This is a genomic window from Marinobacter sp. (genome assembly GCF_039977835.1).
Taxonomy (GTDB): Bacteria; Pseudomonadota; Gammaproteobacteria; order Pseudomonadales; family Oleiphilaceae; genus Marinobacter.
In genome coordinates, this window is sequence record NZ_JBDWCL010000014.1 from 26,212 (window position 1) to 44,485 (window position 18,274).

Sequence of the window (18,274 nt, forward strand, 5' to 3'; positions counted from 1 at the left end):
ATATGGCCAAGCATGCGGTAGAAGCCAACTTCGACGGCCTGGTAGGGCCCACCCATAACTACGCCGGCCTGTCCTGGGGCAATGTGGCTTCCAGGTCCAACGTGCGGTCCGTCTCCAACCCCAGGGAAGCGGCGTTACAGGGCCTGGCCAAGATGAAACGGCTGGCAGACCGGGGTTACGTGCAGGGTGTGCTTCCACCCCACGAACGCCCGCATATCCCGACCTTGCGGGCACTGGGCTTCAGCGGTTCTGACAGCGACGTACTACGGGCTGTCGCCGAGCAGAGCCCATCTATCCTGGCAGCAGTGTCTTCGGCCTCTACCATGTGGACGGCCAATGCCGCCACCGTTTCCCCCAGCGCTGATACCTCTGACCACCGGGTGCATTTTACGCCCGCGAACCTGAGTGCCAAGTTTCATCGCTCCATCGAACACCCGGTCACTGGCCGGGCCCTGAAATCGATCTTTTCGGACGACTCCTGGTTTGCCCACCATCCGGCACTGCCATCGGTCAGCCAGTTCGGTGACGAAGGTGCGGCCAATCACACCCGACTTTGCAGGGGGTATGGCGAGCCGGGCGTGGAGCTGTTTGTATACGGCCAGATCGCCTTTAACGACCAGGCTCCGGCGCCCAGGCTTTACCCGGCGCGCCAGACCCTGGAAGCCTCCCAGGCTATCGCCCGTTTGCATGGCCTCAAAGACAGTCATGTGGTCTTCGCGCAGCAGAACCCCGAAGCCATTGATGCTGGCGTCTTCCACAACGACGTGATTGCGGTAGGCAATGGCAATACCCTTTTCTACCACGAGATGGCGTTTCTGGATGAGGAGCGGGTGCTTGCCGACATCCGCGCTCGCCTGACCGGAGCAGAGCTGGAAGCGGTTCGCGTCAGCAGTGACCAGGTGCCATTGGAAGATGCCGTGGCCTCGTATCTGTTCAACAGCCAGTTGCTGAACACGCCTGATGGCATGATGCTGGCGGTGCCAGGAGAGTGCCGGGAAATCGAGTCGGTCAGCCGTTACCTGGACGAGCTTGTGGACGGGGTGGGGCCGATCACCTCGGTGGAGGTGTTCGACGTCAAACAGTCCATGCGCAACGGCGGTGGCCCGGCGTGTTTACGGTTGCGGGTGGTGCTGAATGACGACGAGCTCAAGGCCATGCATCATGGTGTGTTGCTCACTGATGCGCTTTATGAGCGGCTGACCACCTGGGTGGAGGCGCATTACCGGGAGGAGTTGTCCCAGGATGACCTGGGGGATCCGATGTTGCTCGAAGAGGTTCGCAAGGCCCTGGATGAGTTGACCGGGATTCTGGGGCTCGGATCGATTTACGACTTTCAGTTGTGATAGTTTTGTCGGGTTACGCCTTCGGCTAATCCGACAGGCATTGATAACTCCCGGGTCAGGACGCAATAGAAGACGTCAGCATCTCCATGGTGTGACGAATCAGTGATTCGGCGGGAAAGCTCTCTTCCAGGCCGCTTTCGGCCATCTCGCTCTGGCACAGCATGATCACTCCGTGCAGGGCGCCCCGAAGGTATAGCGCCGTTTCTACCGGATCATGGATGCGGTTGCGGTTCATGGTGCCGTCTTCCAGGCCCAGATGTATTGCGCCGACCATCAGGTCCATGGTCTGTGTCTTGCAGCAGAACATCTCGTCTGCCAACTCGTCGTCTGCTTCTGCCATGGCTGTCGAAGCCGTCGTCAGGGCCGAGAAATAATCCGGCTGATCGCGATAGAACTGGTAGTAGGCCGCCCCCATGGCCCGAATCTGCGCCAGGCCGGTGTCTGCCGTCTGGCGTGCCTCCTCGAAACGGCGACACAGGCTGTGGCCGGCGCGCAGCATGATGCCACGCTGGATGGCGGCCTTGTCCCTGAAATAAACGTACAGCAACGCCCTGCTCAGGCTAGCGGTGCGGGCAATGTCATCCATCGACGTGCGCTCGTAGCCTTTCTCCGAAAACGCCAGTTCCGCGGCATCCAGAATGGCCTCGTACCTGGCCTGCTTTTCTTTCTCTCTACGGGTCTTTAACGGCTCACTCATAGGGGTTCCGGATTATTGGGACGGCATTCTCATGATACATGGTTGGGAATGAAAGCTGATTATTGACAAATTGTCAAAGAATGACATTATGTCTGATAATAATATTTTGTCCACCGGATGGGCGAGTAACAAACATCATGAACATGGAAGAGAGGGTCTCTCAATGAACACCATCTGGCGTTCCGCCATCCTGTTTCCCGCGGCTTTTGCCGTCCTGCTTGCCAGCGGCTGTAAATCCAGTGAGCCGGCGCCGGATCAGGGCGCTGCCCCTGTCACCGTGCGTGCTGCCGAGGTGACCGGTGGCCAGACAGAAGGTGTGTCGCTTCGTTTCTCCGGCATTGTGCGGGCGGCCCAGCGGGCAACACTGACCTTTCAGGTCAGCGGTACCCTGCGTGAGCGGGCGGTTGAACTGGGGCAGACGGTGAAAACCGGTGACCTGCTGGCACGGGTATACAATCCGGCACTGGAGCCGGCCCGGGATTCCGCTGCGGCGCGGCTTGAAGAACTCCGAACCCAGTATGAGCAGGCCCAGCGGGAATGGGAGCGTTCCCGCCGGTTGCATGAACGGGGCGTGGTGTCGGAGCAGGGGCTGGAACAACTGGCCTCACGGCGTGACAGCCTGAAAGCCAGCATGGCGACTGCGGAAGCTTCCCTCGCGGAAGCCACGCGCCTGCTGCAGGAAAGTAAACTGAAAGCCCCGTTCGATGGCCGTGTTGAAGCCCTGCTGGTGGAACGGGACGAGTTTGTGGCGGCCGGACAGCCGGTGATGCGCCTGTCGTCTCCCGATGGCCGCGAGGTGGAAGTTCGGGTGCCAGCCTACATGCTTAACCATGTCTCACTGGGGCAGCTATTGCCGGTGTGGTCAGTGCAGGAGCGCAACCGCGCGCCGGAAACCGGATCGATCGTGGAAATTGCCCAGTCCGGCGGTGTACGCGGGGAGCTGCATCCGGTGCTTGTAAGCCTTCCTGCAGACACTCTGGAGCCCGGTGAGCCAGTAGAGGTAGGGATTACTCCCAGGGAAACCGTCGCCACCACTGTACCGCTACTGGCGGTAATGAAATCCAATGGCGGTGCCAGTGTGTTCCGTGTGTCCGATGGCATTGCCCGCCGGGTGCCGGTTACGGTTCAACGGATCATCGGCGAGCGCGTTGTAGTGGACGCCAATGACCTCACAGCCGGTGACCAGGTGGTTTATGCCGGTATGACCCGGATTTCCGACGGCGATGCGGTGGAGGTGCGCTAATGTCAGTGCGCCTGCTGAATTTCCAGCGTTTGCTGGGCATGGTGGTGACCATGCTGTGTCTGCTGGGCATCGCCGCGTACAGCACTATGCCGCGTCAGGAAGACCCTTCCTTTCCCTACCGTGCCGGCCTGATCACCATTAATTACCCGGGGGCCAGTGCCGAGGCCGTAGAGCGCCTGGTACTGCAGCCGCTCTCCGATGAGCTTCGCCAGGTGGAAGAGGTGGATTTCACCCAGGCCACCGCACGAACCGGTGTGGCCGTTTTCAATGTTCGCCTGAACGATACCATCTACGATACGGATTCCGCGTGGGACCGGGTGCGCCAGGCGATGGACCGGGCGCGGCTGGATTTTCCGGATGATGTCGGCCAGATGGTGCTGGATGATCGCATGATCGATATTCCGGCAATTACCCTGGCTGTCAGCGGCTCGGGTTCGGTAACAGAGCTGAGCGACGTTGCTGAACGCCTGAAGCAGAACCTGGCGGATATTCCCGGGGTTTCCCGTATTGAGCTGGACGGCGATGCGGACGAGCAGATCACCCTGGCGCTGGACGATGCCGCCATGTACCGGCTGGGTATATCACCGGCCCGGGTTCTGGAAACCCTTTCCCGCCGTAACCAGACCACTCCCGGTGGTTTTATCGTGGCGGATGGGCGCCGTCTGTCGGTGTTGCCCAACAGCGAATTCACCAGTGTTGAAGCCATTCGCGCCACACCCATTGAACTGCCTGACGGCTCACAGGTGCCTTTGGCTGCCGCTGCAGAAGTGTGGCGGGGGCCGGCCGAACCCAGGCAGCCCGAGGCCTGGTACGACGGCGAGCGGGTGGTACTGGTCTCGCTGATCATGGAGGAGGGCAGCACGGATGCCATACGCTTTGGAGAGCGAGTCCGCGAGCGGCTGTCGCTGATTCGTGACGAGTTCGCTCCTTACGACATCCGCGAGATGTTCTTCCAGCCCGACAAGGTGGAAGAGCGGCTGGATAACCTTGCGTGGAGCCTGGTTATGTCGGTAATCATCATCGTGGCGGTGGTATTCACCGGCATGGGTATCCGCATGGGTATTCTGGTGGCCTCCATCCTGCCCATGGTGGCACTGATCAGTATTGGCCTCTACGACCTGGGCGGCGGCGTGCTGCATCAGATTGCCGTCATCGGCATGGTGATCTCACTGGGCATACTGATTGATAACGCCATTGTGATTGTGGAGAGCATCCAGGGGTATCTGGATGACGGCATGCGGCGGCTGGATGCCCTGAAACGATCGGTACGGGAACTCGCGGGGCCGCTGGGCGCCTCTACGGGAACCACCATAGCGGCGTTTATGCCCCTGCTGCTCTCCAAGGGCGGCACTGCGGACTTTACCCGTGGTGTGCCAGTCATGATCATGCTTACATTGTCCGTCAGTTACCTGCTGGCCATTTCCGCCGTACCCTTGCTGGCAGCCCGTTTCCTCAAGCCCCGTAAAGTAGACGCCAGGGAAGACAGGCTGATCGGCCTGTCCCGTTTTCTCGGAAGCCTGGTCGCGCGGCGGCCTGGAACGCTGATTCTGGCGGGTACCGCACTTGTGGTTTTCAGCCTTTCCCTGACACCGTTCATGAAGCAGCAGTTTTTCCCCAACGCTGATCGCCCGCAAGTTGTGGTAGAGCTGTACATGCCGGAAGGCACGGACCAGGAGCGCACCTCCAGTGTGGCCGCCGACCTTGAACGGGCCATACGCTCCCGCCCAGAGGCGCTCAAAGTGCACCGGTTCACCGGTTTTACCGGCCCCAGTTTCTATTACAACCTGCAGCGGGAACCCCAGGCGCCGAATCGTGGGCGTATCGTGGTAGCGACACCCACCCTGGAGGAAACCACGGGCCTGGTGCGGTGGATACGGGAATATGCCGCGCAGGAAATGCCCGAGTTGCAGGTAACCGCCGGTATTCTTGGCCAGGGGCCGCCTCGGGCAGCACCTGTCGAGGTGAGGGTTTATCACGCTGACGACGAAACCCGTGCCCGGGCGGTGGAGCAGCTATTTGCAGCCCTTCGCAGTGTTGAGGGCACCGTGGACGTGCGCCATAACCTGGATATGGGGGTTCCCAGCCTTGCCATTAACGTGGACGACGCCAGTGCTGCCCGCTATGGCCTGAACAGATCGGATGTGGCCCAGAGCCTGTACGGTCAGAGCTTTGGCGTGGTGGCGGAGCAGTACCGGCAGGAGGACGATCCGATCCCACTGGTGCTGCGGTCGCGGGAAGGAACCAGCCTTTCGCTGCCTAGATTGCTGTCCGTAAATATCTATAACGATCAGGGTGATGCCGTACCCCTGTCAGCGATTGCCTCGGTGGAAACCTCATGGCAGTCCGCTGCCCGGTATCAGCGTAACGGCACCCGGATGAACACGGTCTGGTCCAACCTGCATACCGGTTACAGTTTCAGTCAGGCCCTGGAAGGGCTGGATGCCGCTCTTCAGGACAACCCGTTGCCCCCCGGAACCCGGCTGGAAATGGGCGGTGATGCCGAGGGCTCGGGCGATGCCAACAATGCCCTGCTGACCACCGCGCCCATCGGGGTACTGCTGTTGCTGTTCTTCCTGTTGATACAGTTCAATTCGTTCCGGCGCGTCGGGATCATCCTGCTGACCGTGCCACTGGCGACCGTGGGTATCTTCCCGGGGCTGGTGTTCTCCGGTTCGCCCTTCGGTTTTCAGTCGTTGCTGGGTGTGATTGCGCTGGTGGGTATTGTGGTTAACAACGCCATTGTACTGCTGGATGTGATGGACCGGCAGCTGGAAAAAGGGGACAACATCCGCGATGCGGTTCGCAAGGCGGTAGAGCAGCGCACCCGGCCCATCCTGCTGACCACTGGCACCACGGTTGCGGGTTTGCTGCCGCTGGCATTCTCCAGTTCCACGCTGTGGCCGCCCATGGCCTGGGCTATCATTTCCGGCTTGCTGGCTTCCACGGTGCTGACATTGCTGGTGGTACCGTCTGTGTGTACCCATGTGATCAGTTGTAAGGTGGCTGAGCCTGAAAACGCGCCGGCCTAGCTAGTTACGGCGCTTCACCATCAGGCCAACGCGCTGACCCACCGGCACATGGCGATTGGGGAAGACAATACCCTCAGGGCAGCTGCCAACCTTGTGGCAGCTGGTATCGTCTTCCCAGATCACGGTGCCGGGGTCGTACATCGTGAAGTTGGCGACGTCATCGGGTACATGAAAGCGGAAGCTGTCCCCGGTGTTGAGGATTTCATGCACCACCTCGAACACGGTTATCTGGTCGGAGGCTTTATCCCGCACCGGTGGTTTCTCTCCTTTCATGCGCCGTCGCAGCGCATTGCTGATCCCGGTAAACCGGGTGAGGTCGTTCTGCCCGAACGGCCTTACTTTGCCCAGTTCCACGGTAAAACTCTCGGCCCCCAGCGATGTTGAGGAAAACGACGCAAACGTAGTGCCCTCGCGATGCTGCAGTAACAGGGTGTCGACCTCAGCCTCCAGTAGAAAATCCACCTGTTCCCCGGGCACATCCCGCCCGTCAACAAACGGATAAAGTGCGAATTTTTCCCGCAGGGAAGGGCGAATGGCGGTGTGCAGATCATAGTGACAGAGGTTGGTGGAATGCTTTGCGGCAAACGCGTCACAGGCTCGCTCCAGAACCTGTGCCCGATCTGCCTCAGGCAGACCCTGGTATTCGGGGTTGCGGTGGGCGCCGCCGAACAGCCGGTTCAGATTCGCATCGATGAACCGCTTACCGGCGTCCATCGCTGGCGGATTACCCAATATCAGAAGCATGGGGCAGGCCAGTTGCCACTGGTTGTCGAGCAGTTCGTTGAGGAGATTGTTCAGCACCTCGATGGGTGCCGTTTCATTGCCATGAATGCCGGCGGAGACTATCAGCGCCTCATTATCGGGGTTAGCGCGGCCGGCAGGCGGTTCCAGGTATAAAAGCCCCGAGTCCTGTAGCTGCAGGCCGGTGCCATCATCCAGTACCACAACCTTTTCTGAAGACGCATGCTCGGCGGTAGACAGGGTATGGGAAAGCCAGTCGCGACCAGGACCAAAAAGTAATTCACGAACGCTCATGTGACTCCCCGTTATCCCAGGAACCAGATCTGAATGTCAGCCACTCACTGGCCGCTGATGCTGCAACAGATAGTTTTCCAGTTTGCGGAATGCGAACACCAGTAAAAAAGTTAACGCCATGTACAGCAGCGCCACAAAAATGAAGGCGTCAAAGGGTGCATAGAACCGGGAATAGATATTCCGTGCCGCGCCGGTCAGGTCCACCAGCGTCACCACACTGGCAATCGCACTGGCGTGAAGCATGAAAATGACTTCGTTGGAATACGCCTGCACTCCCCGCCTGGCGGCACTGGGCAGAATGATCCGGCGCATCCGCAATGCCCAGCTCATGCCGTAAGCCTTGGCCGCTTCAATCTCACCGCTGGGGGTCGCCACAATGGCGCCGCGAATGATCTCCGTGGTGTAGGCCGCCGTGTTGAGGGTGAAGGCCAGAAGGGCAGGGTAGAAAGCTTCCCGGAAGATGTCCCACCAGAATGTCTGCTGGATACCCTCGATCTGGGCGAGACCGTAGTAAATGATGTAGAGCTGGATCAGCAGCGGTGTGCCGCGGAAAATATAGGTATAGAACCAGATCGGACCATTGATCAGCGGATTTTTCGACGTGCGCATGATTGCCAGCGGAACGGCAAGCACCAGGCCGAGAACCAGCGACAGGAAGACCAGTTGGACGGTAGTGACCAGGCCGCCCCAGTATTCCATGATGGTCCATGCGGTAAAGATATCGTTGCGGTTGAGCAGTTCAGCAATAAAGTCAGGCATGGTTCAGTTCCCCTGTACCACGCCGACATTGGCGCGCTTGTCCAGCCATTTGATGAAGAGCTCGGAGCCCGCTGTCAGGCTGAGGTAGACAAATGCCACCGGGATGAAGAAGTGGAACGGCATGCGCTCCGCCTTGGCGGCTTCCTCCGCCACACGGACCATATCCGTCAAGCCGATAATGGAAACCAGTGCCGTGGTTTTCAGCAGTACCTGCCAGTTGTTGCCAATGCCGGGCAGGGCGTGGCGCAGCATCTGGGGAAATATGATTCTGTGAAACGTGCGCCAGCGGCTGAAGCCGTAAGCCCGGGCCGCTTCAATCTGGCCGCTTTCAACGGCCAGGAAGGCGCCGCGGAAGGTTTCTGCCATGTAGGCACCAAAGATCAGGCCAATCGTGAGAACGCCCGCAATAAACGGATCAAACTGGAAAAAGAAGTCTATGCCATAGGCGTCATACAGATAATCGGACAGGTTGTTCACGGCCACCTGACCACCGTAGTAAAACAGAAGCATCATGACCAGATCCGGTACGCCACGGATCAGAGTGGTATAGGTGGTGGCAATCCCTATGGCTACCCGGCTTCTGGACAGCTTGGCGGAGGCGCCAATAAGCCCGAGAACCAATGCGAGAGCAAGGGAGAGGAAGGCCAGTTGAATGGTGACCACAGCCCCGTCCAGCAGAGCCGGCCCATAGCCTTTCAAATCAATCATGGGAACATCCGGTGAGCAGGGGCAGCCAAAACGGCTGCCCCTCGGCCTGTTTTACATCTTGATATCGTATTTGAAGTACTTGTCCATGATGGTGTCGTAAGTGCCATCTTCCTTCAGGGTAGCCAGTGCCGCGTTCACCTCTTCGGCAAGTTCCTTGTCACGCTTGCGCATGGCAACACCTACGCCCTGGCCCAGCTTGACCGGCTCGCCCACTTCCTTGAAGCCGTCCTTGCTCAGCACGGTCTGTTCACCGACAGGGTAGTCCACAAAAACCACGTCCAGGCGCTGGCCTTCCAGGTCAAGAACCATGTCATCCGCGGTGGTGTAGCGCTTGATGGAAACCACACCGCCCATTTCCTCGGTCACATGGGTGTCCATGGTGGTGCCGCGCTGCACACCCACGGTTTTCCCTTCCATGGCTTCCATGTCGGTCACGTCGGTATTGAAGCTTTCAGGGCCGAACCAGCCGCCCGGGGTGTTGTAGTACGGGTCGGAAAACAGCACCCGCTCCGCGCGCTCCGGGGTGATGGACATGGAGGACATGATCAGGTCGAACTTCCGTGCCAGCAGGCCCGGAATCATACCGTCCCACGCCTGGATGACGAACTCGCAGTTGGCGTTCATTTCTTCGCACATGGCTTCAGCCAGTTCCACTTCAAAACCGGTCAGATCGCCGTTTTCGTCCTTGTATTCGAACGGCTCGTAAGGCACGTCGAATGCGATGCGTAGATTACGTTCCTGGGCGTGAGCAACGCCTGCCATCATGGCGAGGGCAACGCTTGCTGCAACAATCAGTTTTCTCATGAGTCACTTCTCCAGTCGTTATTTGCCTTGTGGGCTTTATTATCGGCAGTAGTCTGCCTTTTTGCTGATTTCAAGATAGCACGCACATCAAAAGTTGGGAGCCAGAAACTGTTTCATCCGTTCTGAATCCGGATTGTCGAAGACCTTATCCGGCGTTCCCTGCTCCTCGATCACACCCTGATGCAAGAACAGGACCTGGGACGACACATCCCGCGCAAAAGACATTTCGTGGGTTACCACGATCATGGTTCTGCCTTCATCGGCCAGGTTCTGCATGACTCTCAACACTTCGCCTACCAGTTCCGGGTCAAGTGCCGAGGTCGGTTCATCAAACAGCATGACTTCCGGCTCCATGGCCAACGCCCGGGCGATCGCCGCCCGCTGTTGCTGCCCCCCGGACATCTGGGCGGGGTAGTAGTCCTTGCGCTCATAGATACCCACCTTGTTCAGATAGGCTTCCGCTCTTTCAATCGCCTCTTTTTTAGGGACTTTGAGAACGTGAACAGGGGCCTCAATGATATTTTCCAGCACCGTCATGTGGGACCACAGATTGAAGCTCTGGAACACCATGGACAACCGGGCGCGAATTAGCTCCACCTGTTTGTTGTCCGCGGGTATCCGCTCACCCTTGCGGTTGGTTGTGAACCGAATCGGGTCGCCGTGCACAATTATGTCGCCGGATGTGGGGGTTTCCAGCATGTTGATGCAACGCAGAAAGGTGCTTTTACCGGAGCCGGAGCTGCCGATCAGGGATATGACATCGCCTTTCCTGGTTTCCAGCGAAATACCCTTGAGTACTTCCAGCTGGTCAAAGGTCTTGTGAATATCCCTGCAGATCAGAGGCGCTGTTTCCGCCATAGATGGCTCCTGAGGCTGTCTGAACAAAGGCGCAAGTTTTACGGACAGTGGTCCCGAAAATCAATACCCAGTAATTGTGAATCACTGGAGCCATCGCGCAAGTATTCCGCCAATTATGCGTTTTGCGGGGCGGCAGCCTTGGAGGCTGGCGCATTAACGGGCACCCGGATGATAGCCGTACCCTGTTGTTCGATTTCCCGCATGGCGTCGCTGACAAAGCGTACGTGAGCCATGGCAATGCGTTTGGCTGCCTCGGGTTTCTTTGCCATCACTGCCTGGTAGATACGTTTGTGCTGCCGGGCGATTTTGTTGCGCATTTCCTCTCGAGGGTTCAGGTTGGCCACCGATGCCTGCACTGTCAACAGCATCAGGTTTTTGAGGCCGTTCAGAACATGCACCAGCACCGGGTTGTGGGACGCCTCCACAATCGCCTGATGAAAGTTGTGGTCTGGCCTGGCGTTAGAGAGTGGGTCGGTCTGTTCCAGTGCGGCGTAGGCCTTGGTAATGCGGTGCAGGTCCTGGGTGGTGGCGCGCTTTGCTGCAAGGTACGCCGCCTGGCCCTCCAGTTGCTCCCGGATTTCCAGAAGGTCATAGAGGGTGCGGGGATGGCCGTTGAACATCTGCAGCAACGGACTGTCGCCGCCGTCTTCTTCAACACCGGGCACGATTCGCGCCACAAAAGAACCCTTACCGTGTTTGGTCTCAATGACGCCGCGGCCCTGCAGTTCATGCAATGCCTCACGGATGATGGCGCGGGATACGCTCAGCCGTGTTGCCAGTTGTCGCTCCGAGGGCATTTTCTGCCCGGGGGCCAGGCCGCCATCCAGAATCAGCCGTTCGAGTCGATAGGAAATGTCCTGCGCAATAGCCATGGTTTTCCTGTTTATGCCTACTGGTCTGACCAGTTATTTTTGTTTCCCCGTTAACCGAAGATTTTCTTCCGGGGTCAGTAAATATGGCTCATTCCGGGGCATTCGTCCATCGGCCATTTACGAAACTGGTCAGACCACCGGGCATTCTTCTGGACTAAAACCGGCCGGGCTACGAATATCGATTTAATGCCGGCAGTTGTCGGCGTTTACCTGACGCAGATAACAACAACGTCAACGGAGATGTGTCGATGAGTACCAACAACAATACTGAGCAAACCGTCGTCCCAAGGCGCAGCTTTCTCAAAACAGCCGCACTGACCGCCACCTTCTGTGGAGCGACCCTGTTGGGCGCGGGCCAGGCCTATGCCGCAACCACCTGGAAAATCCAGTCTGTCTGGGATGCCGGCACTGTCGGCTATGACCTGTTCGAGGAATGGGCGGACAGCATGGAAGAGAAGTCCGGTGGCGAACTGATCATCAAGCCCTACCCGGCCAAGTCGGTGGCAGCGGACAACAACGCCCTCTTCGAAGCCGTTCGCAACGGTGTTCTGCAGGGCATGAACCCTTTCACCCTGTACTGGTCCGGAAAAATACCGGCCTCGGTCTTCCTGTCGTCCTATCCCGCAGGCCCTGATCAGCCCCATCAGTGGGACATCATGTTCTATTCCATGGGCATGCTGGAAAAGACGCGGGAAATCTATGAGAAGTTCGGCCTGTTCTATGTTGGACCGATTCAGCACGACGCCAACATCATTCACTCCAAAAAGCCGGTTAATAGCCTCGCCGATATGGAAGGCATGAAGATGCGGGTGCCGGGCGGCATGGTGGCCGAGGTCTTCCAGCAGTTCGGTGTGTCAACGGTAAGCCTGCCGGGTTCCGATATTTTCCCGGCCCTGGAGAAGGGCACCATCGATGCGGCGGACTATGTTGGCCCCGCCGTGAACTATGAACTGGGCTTCTCCCAGGTGACTGACTACATCATGTTCGGCCCTCCAGGGGTAATGTCCATCTACCAGCCGGTGGACCTGATGGACCTGACCGTCAACCTGCGGGCCTGGAATGCACTGGACCCGGAGTTGCAGCAACTGGTTGAGGATGAGGTGCGCAATTATTCCCAGAAGCACTACCTGACCATTCAGAAGCGGAACATCGAGGCCATGAAGAAGTTCAAGGAAGACGGCTCCAAGGTGACTCGTCTTGGCCAGGAGGATCTTGAGAAATTCCGTAAGGCAGCCATTCCGATCTGGTTCAACTGGGCCAGCAAGAATGACGATGCCAGGGCGATTCTCGATATCCAGCTTGAATACATGATGAACGAGACCGTCGGCTATATCGACGAGGAAGACATCAAAGGCATGTAAGCCTGTATAACCATAACAAAACTGATCACGGGGAAGGCCAGGGAGTGCACTTGCGGCGCAACCTGCCTTCCCCGCTCTGTGATTAAGGTGACAAAACATGTCTGACCTGAGTGCGTTCGGCTTTGTAATGCCTCACTGGTTTTACTGGGGCTGGCTGGCGGTCATGCCGCTGATCATGATGGCGCTTGACCGGTGGCTGTCCCGGCGCGGCGTGGAAGCCGTCGACAAAAATGCTGAGGCCAATGAAAAGCTTCAGCAGATTGAAGCAGAACTGAAGAAAAGCGCTGACTACAGCAACGTTGGCAACTGGTTCACCAAAGCGGTGGACTGGATCAGCGAGAAATCCGGCGTGTTCATTTCCTTCTGGACGGTGAACGCGGTGGTGTTCTATTTCTTCGAAGTGGTAATGCGCTACGCGTTCAACCAACCCACCATATGGGTGCATGAGGCCAGTTTCCTGCTGTTTGGCATGCAGTACCTGATGGCTGGTGCCTTTGCTTTGCTCCACGGCGCCCATGTGCGGGTCGACGTGGTGTACAACTTCCTGCCTCTGCGTGGTCGCGTGGGCATGGACATCTTTACGTCCATGTTCTTTTTCATGTTCGCCATCGCGCTGATGATTACCTCCTGGACGTTTTTTGAGAACTCCTACTCGATGGACGAACGAACCGTTGAAACCTGGGGCATTCAGTACTGGCCGGTGAAGGCCGTGATGCTGCTGGGCTCGACACTGCTCTTCCTGGCGGGCCTGTCCAAGCTGCTGAAGGATATCTCAATATTTATAAAACTTGGCCGGGAGCAACACGCATGAGTTCCGATATGGCAAGCACACAGGGGCGTGGCTCCCTGACTGGTAAGCTCGGCACCTGGTTGATGATTATCGCCACGGTTGCTCTTGCTTTTGTGATGTTGGTTGAAGTGATCAATATCCTGTTTTACGACCCGTTCAGCGATGAGAAATTCCTGTTCAAGTTCTCGGGCAGTATGTCGGATATCAGGATAGGACCGCTGACCTATATCATGTTCGGCTCTCTGGCCGTGCTGTTGATGATGGGCCTGCCGCTGGCGTTTGTTACTGGTGGTCTGGGCATTGCCTTTATCTATCTGGTGGGCGATTCGATGATGCTGAACATCGTTCCCAGCCGGATCTTCCCGATGATGACCAACTCGGACCTGGCGGCGATTCCGCTGTTCATCTTCATGGCGTCCATGCTTGAACGGGCGGGACTGATCGAGGAAATGTTCAATGTGGTCTACAAGTGGATGGGCGGCATTGGCGGCGGTCTGGCCATTGCAACCATCGTCGCTTCCACGATTCTGGCGGCCATGGTGGGGGTTATCGGGGCGGCAGTGGTCACCATGGGTATTATTGCGCTGCCGGCGATGCTCAAACGCGGTTATGACCACAAGATCGCCCTGGGGTCGATAATGGCCGGGGGAACGCTGGGCATTCTGATTCCCCCCTCGATTCTGGCGATTCTGTACGCGGTAGTAGCGCAGCAGTCAGTGGGCGAGCTGTACCTGGGCTCGGTGCTTCCCGGTCTGATTCTGTCCACGCTTTACATTCTCTACGTTGGAATCCGCTCCTGGCTGAACCCCGAACTGGGCCCGCCCGTGCCAGAGGAGGAACGCATCGGTCTCAAGGACAAGCTGCTTCTGCTGAAGGATCTGATTGCGCCACTGATATTGGTGTTCCTGGTTCTGGGCCTTCTGTTCGGCGGTGTCGCCACCCCGGTTGAAGCTGCGGGTATCGGTTCCTTTGGGGCAATTCTGGTGGCGATGAAACACAAGGTATTCACCATTGCCACCCTGCGTGACGCGTCGGTAACCACCGCGAAGGCGTCGGCCATGGTGCTGTGGATCATGTTCGGTGCCTCGGTTTTTGTCGGCTTCTATATCCTGCAGGGCGGCCAGGACTTCATTACCGAGTCAATCCTGGGCATTGGCCTGTCTCCTTACGCCGTCCTTCTGTTGTTGATGGTGCTGCTGGTAGTGCTGGGCATGTTCCTGGACTGGGTGGGCATCCTGCTGCTGGCGGTTCCGATTTTCATCCCGATAGTGGAGGCCCTGGAGTTTCCGGGCCTGTTCGGACTGCCAGGCGTGGAAGGGTCCGACGTGGTGCTCTGGTTCGGTGTGCTGTACCTGGTGAACATGCAGATGTCGTTTCTCAGCCCTCCTTTCGGCTATGCACTGTTCTATATCCGGGGCGTGTGCCCGCCTGACATCACCATGGGTACGATCTTCAAATCATCCCTGGTATTCCTTGCCATCCAGGCATTCGGTTTGTTTATCTGTGTGCTCATCCCGGGCGTCGTTACCTGGCTGCCCAATCTGGTTTATGGCTAAAAAGAGGAGCAATGTCTTATGTTGACCGTTAAACGTCTTGATCTGGCGGACGCCAGACTATTGATCGAGGGTGCCGCGGAGAAAGCGCGTGAAATCGGCGTGCCCATGTGCATCGCCATCACGGATGAGTCCGGCAACCTGATTGCGTTCGAGCGGATGGACGGCGGCAAGATCACCAGTGTGACCATTGCCCAGGACAAATCGTTCACTGCGTCGGCCGCGAAGAAGGCGACCCACGACTACAACGCTGTCAACGTGCCCGGAAAGCTGGCATTCGGCATCCACACCGAGGTGGGTGGCCGCATAAGCTCTGTAGGTGGTGGCCTGCCAGTGATTGTCGACGGTGAGGTTGTCGGGGGCATTGGCATCAGCTCCGGCACGCCGCAGCAGGACATGGATTGTGCGCAGGCGGGCATCGATTATTTTGAAACCAAACGTGGTTGAGGGCTGTCACACCTGAAGCCCATCACTCCAGAGAACGATATGACCATCAAGCCGAAAGTGAGCAGAGCGGACCTGGCGGAACAGTTCCGCGCGTTTATAGACCCGGACTTTGTCATCACCGATGACGAAACCATGAAGCCCTATGAATGCGATGGTATGTCCATGTACTGCGAGATGCCCATGCTCGTGGTGCTGCCGGAAACCGCCGAGCAGGTGCAGAGGGTAATGCGCATCTGTAACGAGCACGGGGTGCCCGTGGTTGCCCGTGGCGCGGGTACGGGGCTGAGTGCCGGCGCCATGCCACACCAGGAGGGCGTGGTGCTGTCGCTGGCCAAGTTCAACCGCATCCTCGACATCGATCCGCTGGCACGGACGGCGCGACTGCAGCCGGGGGTTCGCAACCTGGCGATCAGCGAGGAAGTCGCCCGGTTCGGTCTCTATTACGGCCCTGATCCCTCCTCCCAGATCGCCTGTACCATTGGTGGCAACGTGGCCGAAAACTCCGGCGGCGTGCACTGCCTCAAGTATGGACTGACGGTTCACAATATCCTCAGCGTGGAGATGATCACAGCGGAGGGTGAGCGGGTTACCGTTGGCAGTGACGCTCTGGATGTTTGCGGCATGGACCTGCTGGCTTTGATGACCGGCTCTGAAGGCCTGCTGGGTATCGTGACCGAAGTGAAAGTGAAGCTGCTGCCAAAACCGGAGGTAGCCCAGGTGGTGATGGCCGGTTTCGACAGCGTACAGAAAGCGGGCGACGCCGTGGGAGGCATCATCTCCCACGGTATTATCCCGGGCGGCCTGGAAATGATGGACGGCCACGCCATTATCGCCGCCGACGACTTCGCCCAGGCGGGTTATCCGCGGGAGGCAAAGGCACTGCTGTTGTGTGAAGTGGATGGCACGGAAGAAGAAGTGCACGAGCATATTGCACAGGCAGAAGCCCTGTTCCGCGAGTTGGGGGCTACGTCGGTAAAGACCTCCCAGAGCGAGGAAGAACGGGCACTGCTCTGGAAGGGCCGCAAATCTGCGTTTCCGGCGGTAGGCCGTATATCGCCGGACTATTACTGCATGGATGGCACCATCCCGCGGCGGTACCTGGCCCATGTGCTGCTGGAAATGGAAAAGATGTCGGAAGAGTTCGGGTTGCGGGTCGCCAACGTATTCCACGCCGGCGATGGCAACCTGCACCCGTTGATCCTGTTTGATGCCAACGTACCCGGGGAATTTGAACGCACCGAAGCCTTCGGTGGCCGAATCCTCAACCTGTGCGTGGACGTTGGCGGCTGCATCACCGGGGAGCATGGGGTGGGCGTGGAAAAAATCCGCCAGATGGCGGTGCAGTTCAATGATGAAGAGCTACAACAGTTCCACGACGTGAAAGCCGCCTTCGACCCTGCCGGTATCCTCAACCCGGGCAAAGGGGTGCCGGCGCTGCGTTTCTGCCAGGAATACCGCTCGCTGGAACACAAACAACACAAGCACGACACGGTGGACGCTGCCCATGGCTGATATCTCACAGGCGCTGATAGAGCAGGTTCTCCAGGCCCGGCAATCCGGCCAGAAACTCAATATCCAGGGCGGTGGCACCAAGGCCTTTATGGGGCGCGCCGCCGACACAGAGGCCGGCACCCTGAAACTGGGTGAACATACCGGCATTGTTGAATACCACCCGGTTGAACTTGTGCTGACGGCCCGCGCGGGCACCACCCTGGCGGAAATCGAAGCCACCCTGGCGGAAGAAGGCCAGTGCCTCCACTTCGAGCCACCCAGGTTTGGTGACGGTTCTACTCTCGGAGGCACCCTGGCCTGCAACCTTTCCGGTCCCGCAAGGCCGTGGTCCGGCTCGGTAAGAGACCAGGTCCTGGGTATCCGACTGCTCAACGGCAAGGCGGAGCACTTGCGCTTTGGCGGTCAGGTCATGAAAAACGTGGCCGGCTACGACACCTCCCGGCTCCAGGCCGGCGCGATGGGCACCCTGGGTGCCATCACCGAAATCAGCCTGAAAGTCATGCCCAGACCGGCCATGTCCCTGACCCTGGTGCAGGACATGCCGATAGACGATGTTATTGATTACATGAACAGCCGCGCCAAGGAACCCAAACCCATTACCGGGGCTGCCTGGGTGGATGGAAAAGTCTACCTGCGCCTGGCAGGCGCCAAATCCGCGGTAGAAGCCACCGCAGAAAAATGGTCCGGAGAGATAATGGAGCAGGGCGATCAGTTCTGGCATCAACTTCAGCATATGCAACACGATTTCTTTGCCGGAGACGACCCCCTCTGGCGCTTCTCCGTTGGCTCCACCGCAGAGAACCCCAAGCTCGATGGCCCCTGGCTGATCGACTGGGCCGGCTCCCAGCGCTGGTACCGCGGAGACGCCGACATGGCCCAACTGGAAACCCTGGCCCAGCGCGCCGGCGGCCAGGTAAGTCTGTTCCGTGGTGGTGACCGCACGGACGAGGTGATGCACCATCAGCCGAGGGCGTTAAAGGAAATCCAGCGACGGCTGAAAAAGTCCTTCGACCCCGATGGTATTTTTAACCCGGGGAGACTGTATAGCTGGCTGTAGCAGCCAGTGATATGTGACGGAAGATGAGCGGCCCTTCTGAGATGCCCGGGAAGTGAGTGGTAGCCCCTTTTCTGAAACTGTACGGAGCCATGGATGGCGGAGTCCAAGCGTCACATGGACGTGCCGAAGGAGCGTGTTTCAGAAAAGGGGGTACCACTCACTTGTGCTCCAAACGCTCACTTGTGCTCCAAATTCAGAAAGCAGGT

Annotated in this window: 16 protein-coding genes; 9 read left to right on the forward strand and 7 right to left on the reverse strand. The window is 58.4% G+C overall.

The window, feature by feature from the left end:
• Nucleotides 1-2: 2 nt before the first annotated feature.
• On the forward strand, nucleotides 3-1,343 hold the full coding sequence (astB, locus tag ABJM11_RS05990; protein ID WP_348293961.1) for an N-succinylarginine dihydrolase: 1,341 nt from the start codon (nucleotides 3-5) through the stop codon (nucleotides 1,341-1,343).
• 55 nt (nucleotides 1,344-1,398) lie between these two features.
• Here the strand turns inward: astB and ABJM11_RS05995 are convergent, their stop codons facing one another.
• Nucleotides 1,399-2,040, reverse strand: coding sequence for a helix-turn-helix domain-containing protein (locus ABJM11_RS05995; RefSeq protein WP_348293962.1), 642 nt, complete (start codon nucleotides 2,038-2,040; stop codon nucleotides 1,399-1,401).
• Between the two features lie 163 nt (nucleotides 2,041-2,203).
• Here ABJM11_RS05995 and ABJM11_RS06000 point away from each other — a divergent pair, with 163 nt between their 5' ends.
• Both ABJM11_RS06000 and ABJM11_RS06005 read left to right on the forward strand, forming a co-directional pair.
• Nucleotides 2,204-3,283, forward strand: a complete 1,080-nt coding sequence (locus ABJM11_RS06000) for an efflux RND transporter periplasmic adaptor subunit (protein ID WP_348293964.1) — start codon at nucleotides 2,204-2,206, stop codon at nucleotides 3,281-3,283.
• Nucleotides 3,283-6,312: an efflux RND transporter permease subunit gene (locus ABJM11_RS06005; protein ID WP_348293966.1), complete on the forward strand. Its 3,030-nt coding sequence runs from the start codon at nucleotides 3,283-3,285 to the stop codon at nucleotides 6,310-6,312. The genes ABJM11_RS06000 and ABJM11_RS06005 overlap by 1 nt, the downstream gene beginning before the upstream one ends.
• On the opposite strand, the gene astE is transcribed toward ABJM11_RS06005, so the two are convergent.
• The 6 genes from astE to ABJM11_RS06035 all read right to left on the reverse strand — a co-directional run bounded on the left by astE (nucleotide 6,313) and on the right by ABJM11_RS06035 (nucleotide 11,348).
• The gene (gene astE / locus ABJM11_RS06010) at nucleotides 6,313-7,347 is read right to left on the reverse strand and encodes a succinylglutamate desuccinylase (RefSeq protein WP_348293968.1); all 1,035 of its coding nucleotides are present in this window, start codon (nucleotides 7,345-7,347) and stop codon (nucleotides 6,313-6,315) included. It lies immediately after the preceding gene.
• Nucleotides 7,348-7,383: 36 nt separating this feature from the next.
• On the reverse strand, nucleotides 7,384-8,106 hold the full coding sequence (locus tag ABJM11_RS06015) for an ABC transporter permease (RefSeq protein ID WP_348293969.1): 723 nt from the start codon (nucleotides 8,104-8,106) through the stop codon (nucleotides 7,384-7,386).
• A 3-nt stretch (nucleotides 8,107-8,109) separates the two neighbouring features.
• Nucleotides 8,110-8,814 carry an ABC transporter permease gene (locus ABJM11_RS06020; protein WP_348293971.1) on the reverse strand — a complete coding sequence of 235 codons (705 nt, stop codon included), beginning with the start codon at nucleotides 8,812-8,814 and terminating at the stop codon, nucleotides 8,110-8,112.
• Between the two features lie 51 nt (nucleotides 8,815-8,865).
• The gene (locus ABJM11_RS06025) at nucleotides 8,866-9,618 is read right to left on the reverse strand and encodes a transporter substrate-binding domain-containing protein (protein ID WP_348293972.1); all 753 of its coding nucleotides are present in this window, start codon (nucleotides 9,616-9,618) and stop codon (nucleotides 8,866-8,868) included.
• Between the two features lie 87 nt (nucleotides 9,619-9,705).
• On the reverse strand, nucleotides 9,706-10,476 hold the full coding sequence (locus ABJM11_RS06030) for an ABC transporter ATP-binding protein (RefSeq protein WP_348293973.1): 771 nt from the start codon (nucleotides 10,474-10,476) through the stop codon (nucleotides 9,706-9,708).
• A 113-nt stretch (nucleotides 10,477-10,589) separates the two neighbouring features.
• The gene (locus tag ABJM11_RS06035) at nucleotides 10,590-11,348 is read right to left on the reverse strand and encodes an FCD domain-containing protein (RefSeq protein WP_348293974.1); all 759 of its coding nucleotides are present in this window, start codon (nucleotides 11,346-11,348) and stop codon (nucleotides 10,590-10,592) included.
• A 248-nt stretch (nucleotides 11,349-11,596) separates the two neighbouring features.
• On the opposite strand from ABJM11_RS06035, the gene dctP reads away from it, so the two are divergent.
• The 6 genes from dctP to glcE all read left to right on the forward strand — a co-directional run bounded on the left by dctP (nucleotide 11,597) and on the right by glcE (nucleotide 18,068).
• A complete protein-coding gene (dctP, locus tag ABJM11_RS06040) occupies nucleotides 11,597-12,709 on the forward strand; it encodes a TRAP transporter substrate-binding protein DctP (protein ID WP_348293975.1) in 1,113 nt (370 codons plus the stop codon).
• 97 nt (nucleotides 12,710-12,806) lie between these two features.
• Entirely contained in the window at nucleotides 12,807-13,520 is a 714-nt protein-coding gene (locus tag ABJM11_RS06045) for a TRAP transporter small permease subunit (RefSeq protein ID WP_348293976.1), read from the forward strand.
• An 8-nt stretch (nucleotides 13,521-13,528) separates the two neighbouring features.
• Nucleotides 13,529-15,055: a TRAP transporter large permease subunit gene (locus ABJM11_RS06050; RefSeq protein ID WP_348293978.1), complete on the forward strand. Its 1,527-nt coding sequence runs from the start codon at nucleotides 13,529-13,531 to the stop codon at nucleotides 15,053-15,055.
• A gap of 18 nt (nucleotides 15,056-15,073) precedes the next feature.
• Nucleotides 15,074-15,499 (forward strand): heme-binding protein, encoded by a 426-nt coding sequence (locus ABJM11_RS06055; protein WP_348293979.1) that lies wholly within the window; start codon nucleotides 15,074-15,076, stop codon nucleotides 15,497-15,499.
• Nucleotides 15,500-15,538: 39 nt separating this feature from the next.
• Nucleotides 15,539-17,011, forward strand: coding sequence for an FAD-linked oxidase C-terminal domain-containing protein (locus ABJM11_RS06060; protein WP_348293981.1), 1,473 nt, complete (start codon nucleotides 15,539-15,541; stop codon nucleotides 17,009-17,011).
• On the forward strand, nucleotides 17,004-18,068 hold the full coding sequence (gene glcE, locus ABJM11_RS06065) for a glycolate oxidase subunit GlcE (protein WP_348293983.1): 1,065 nt from the start codon (nucleotides 17,004-17,006) through the stop codon (nucleotides 18,066-18,068). Before ABJM11_RS06060 ends, glcE begins: the two co-directional genes overlap by 8 nt.
• Nucleotides 18,069-18,274: the final 206 nt, after the last annotated feature.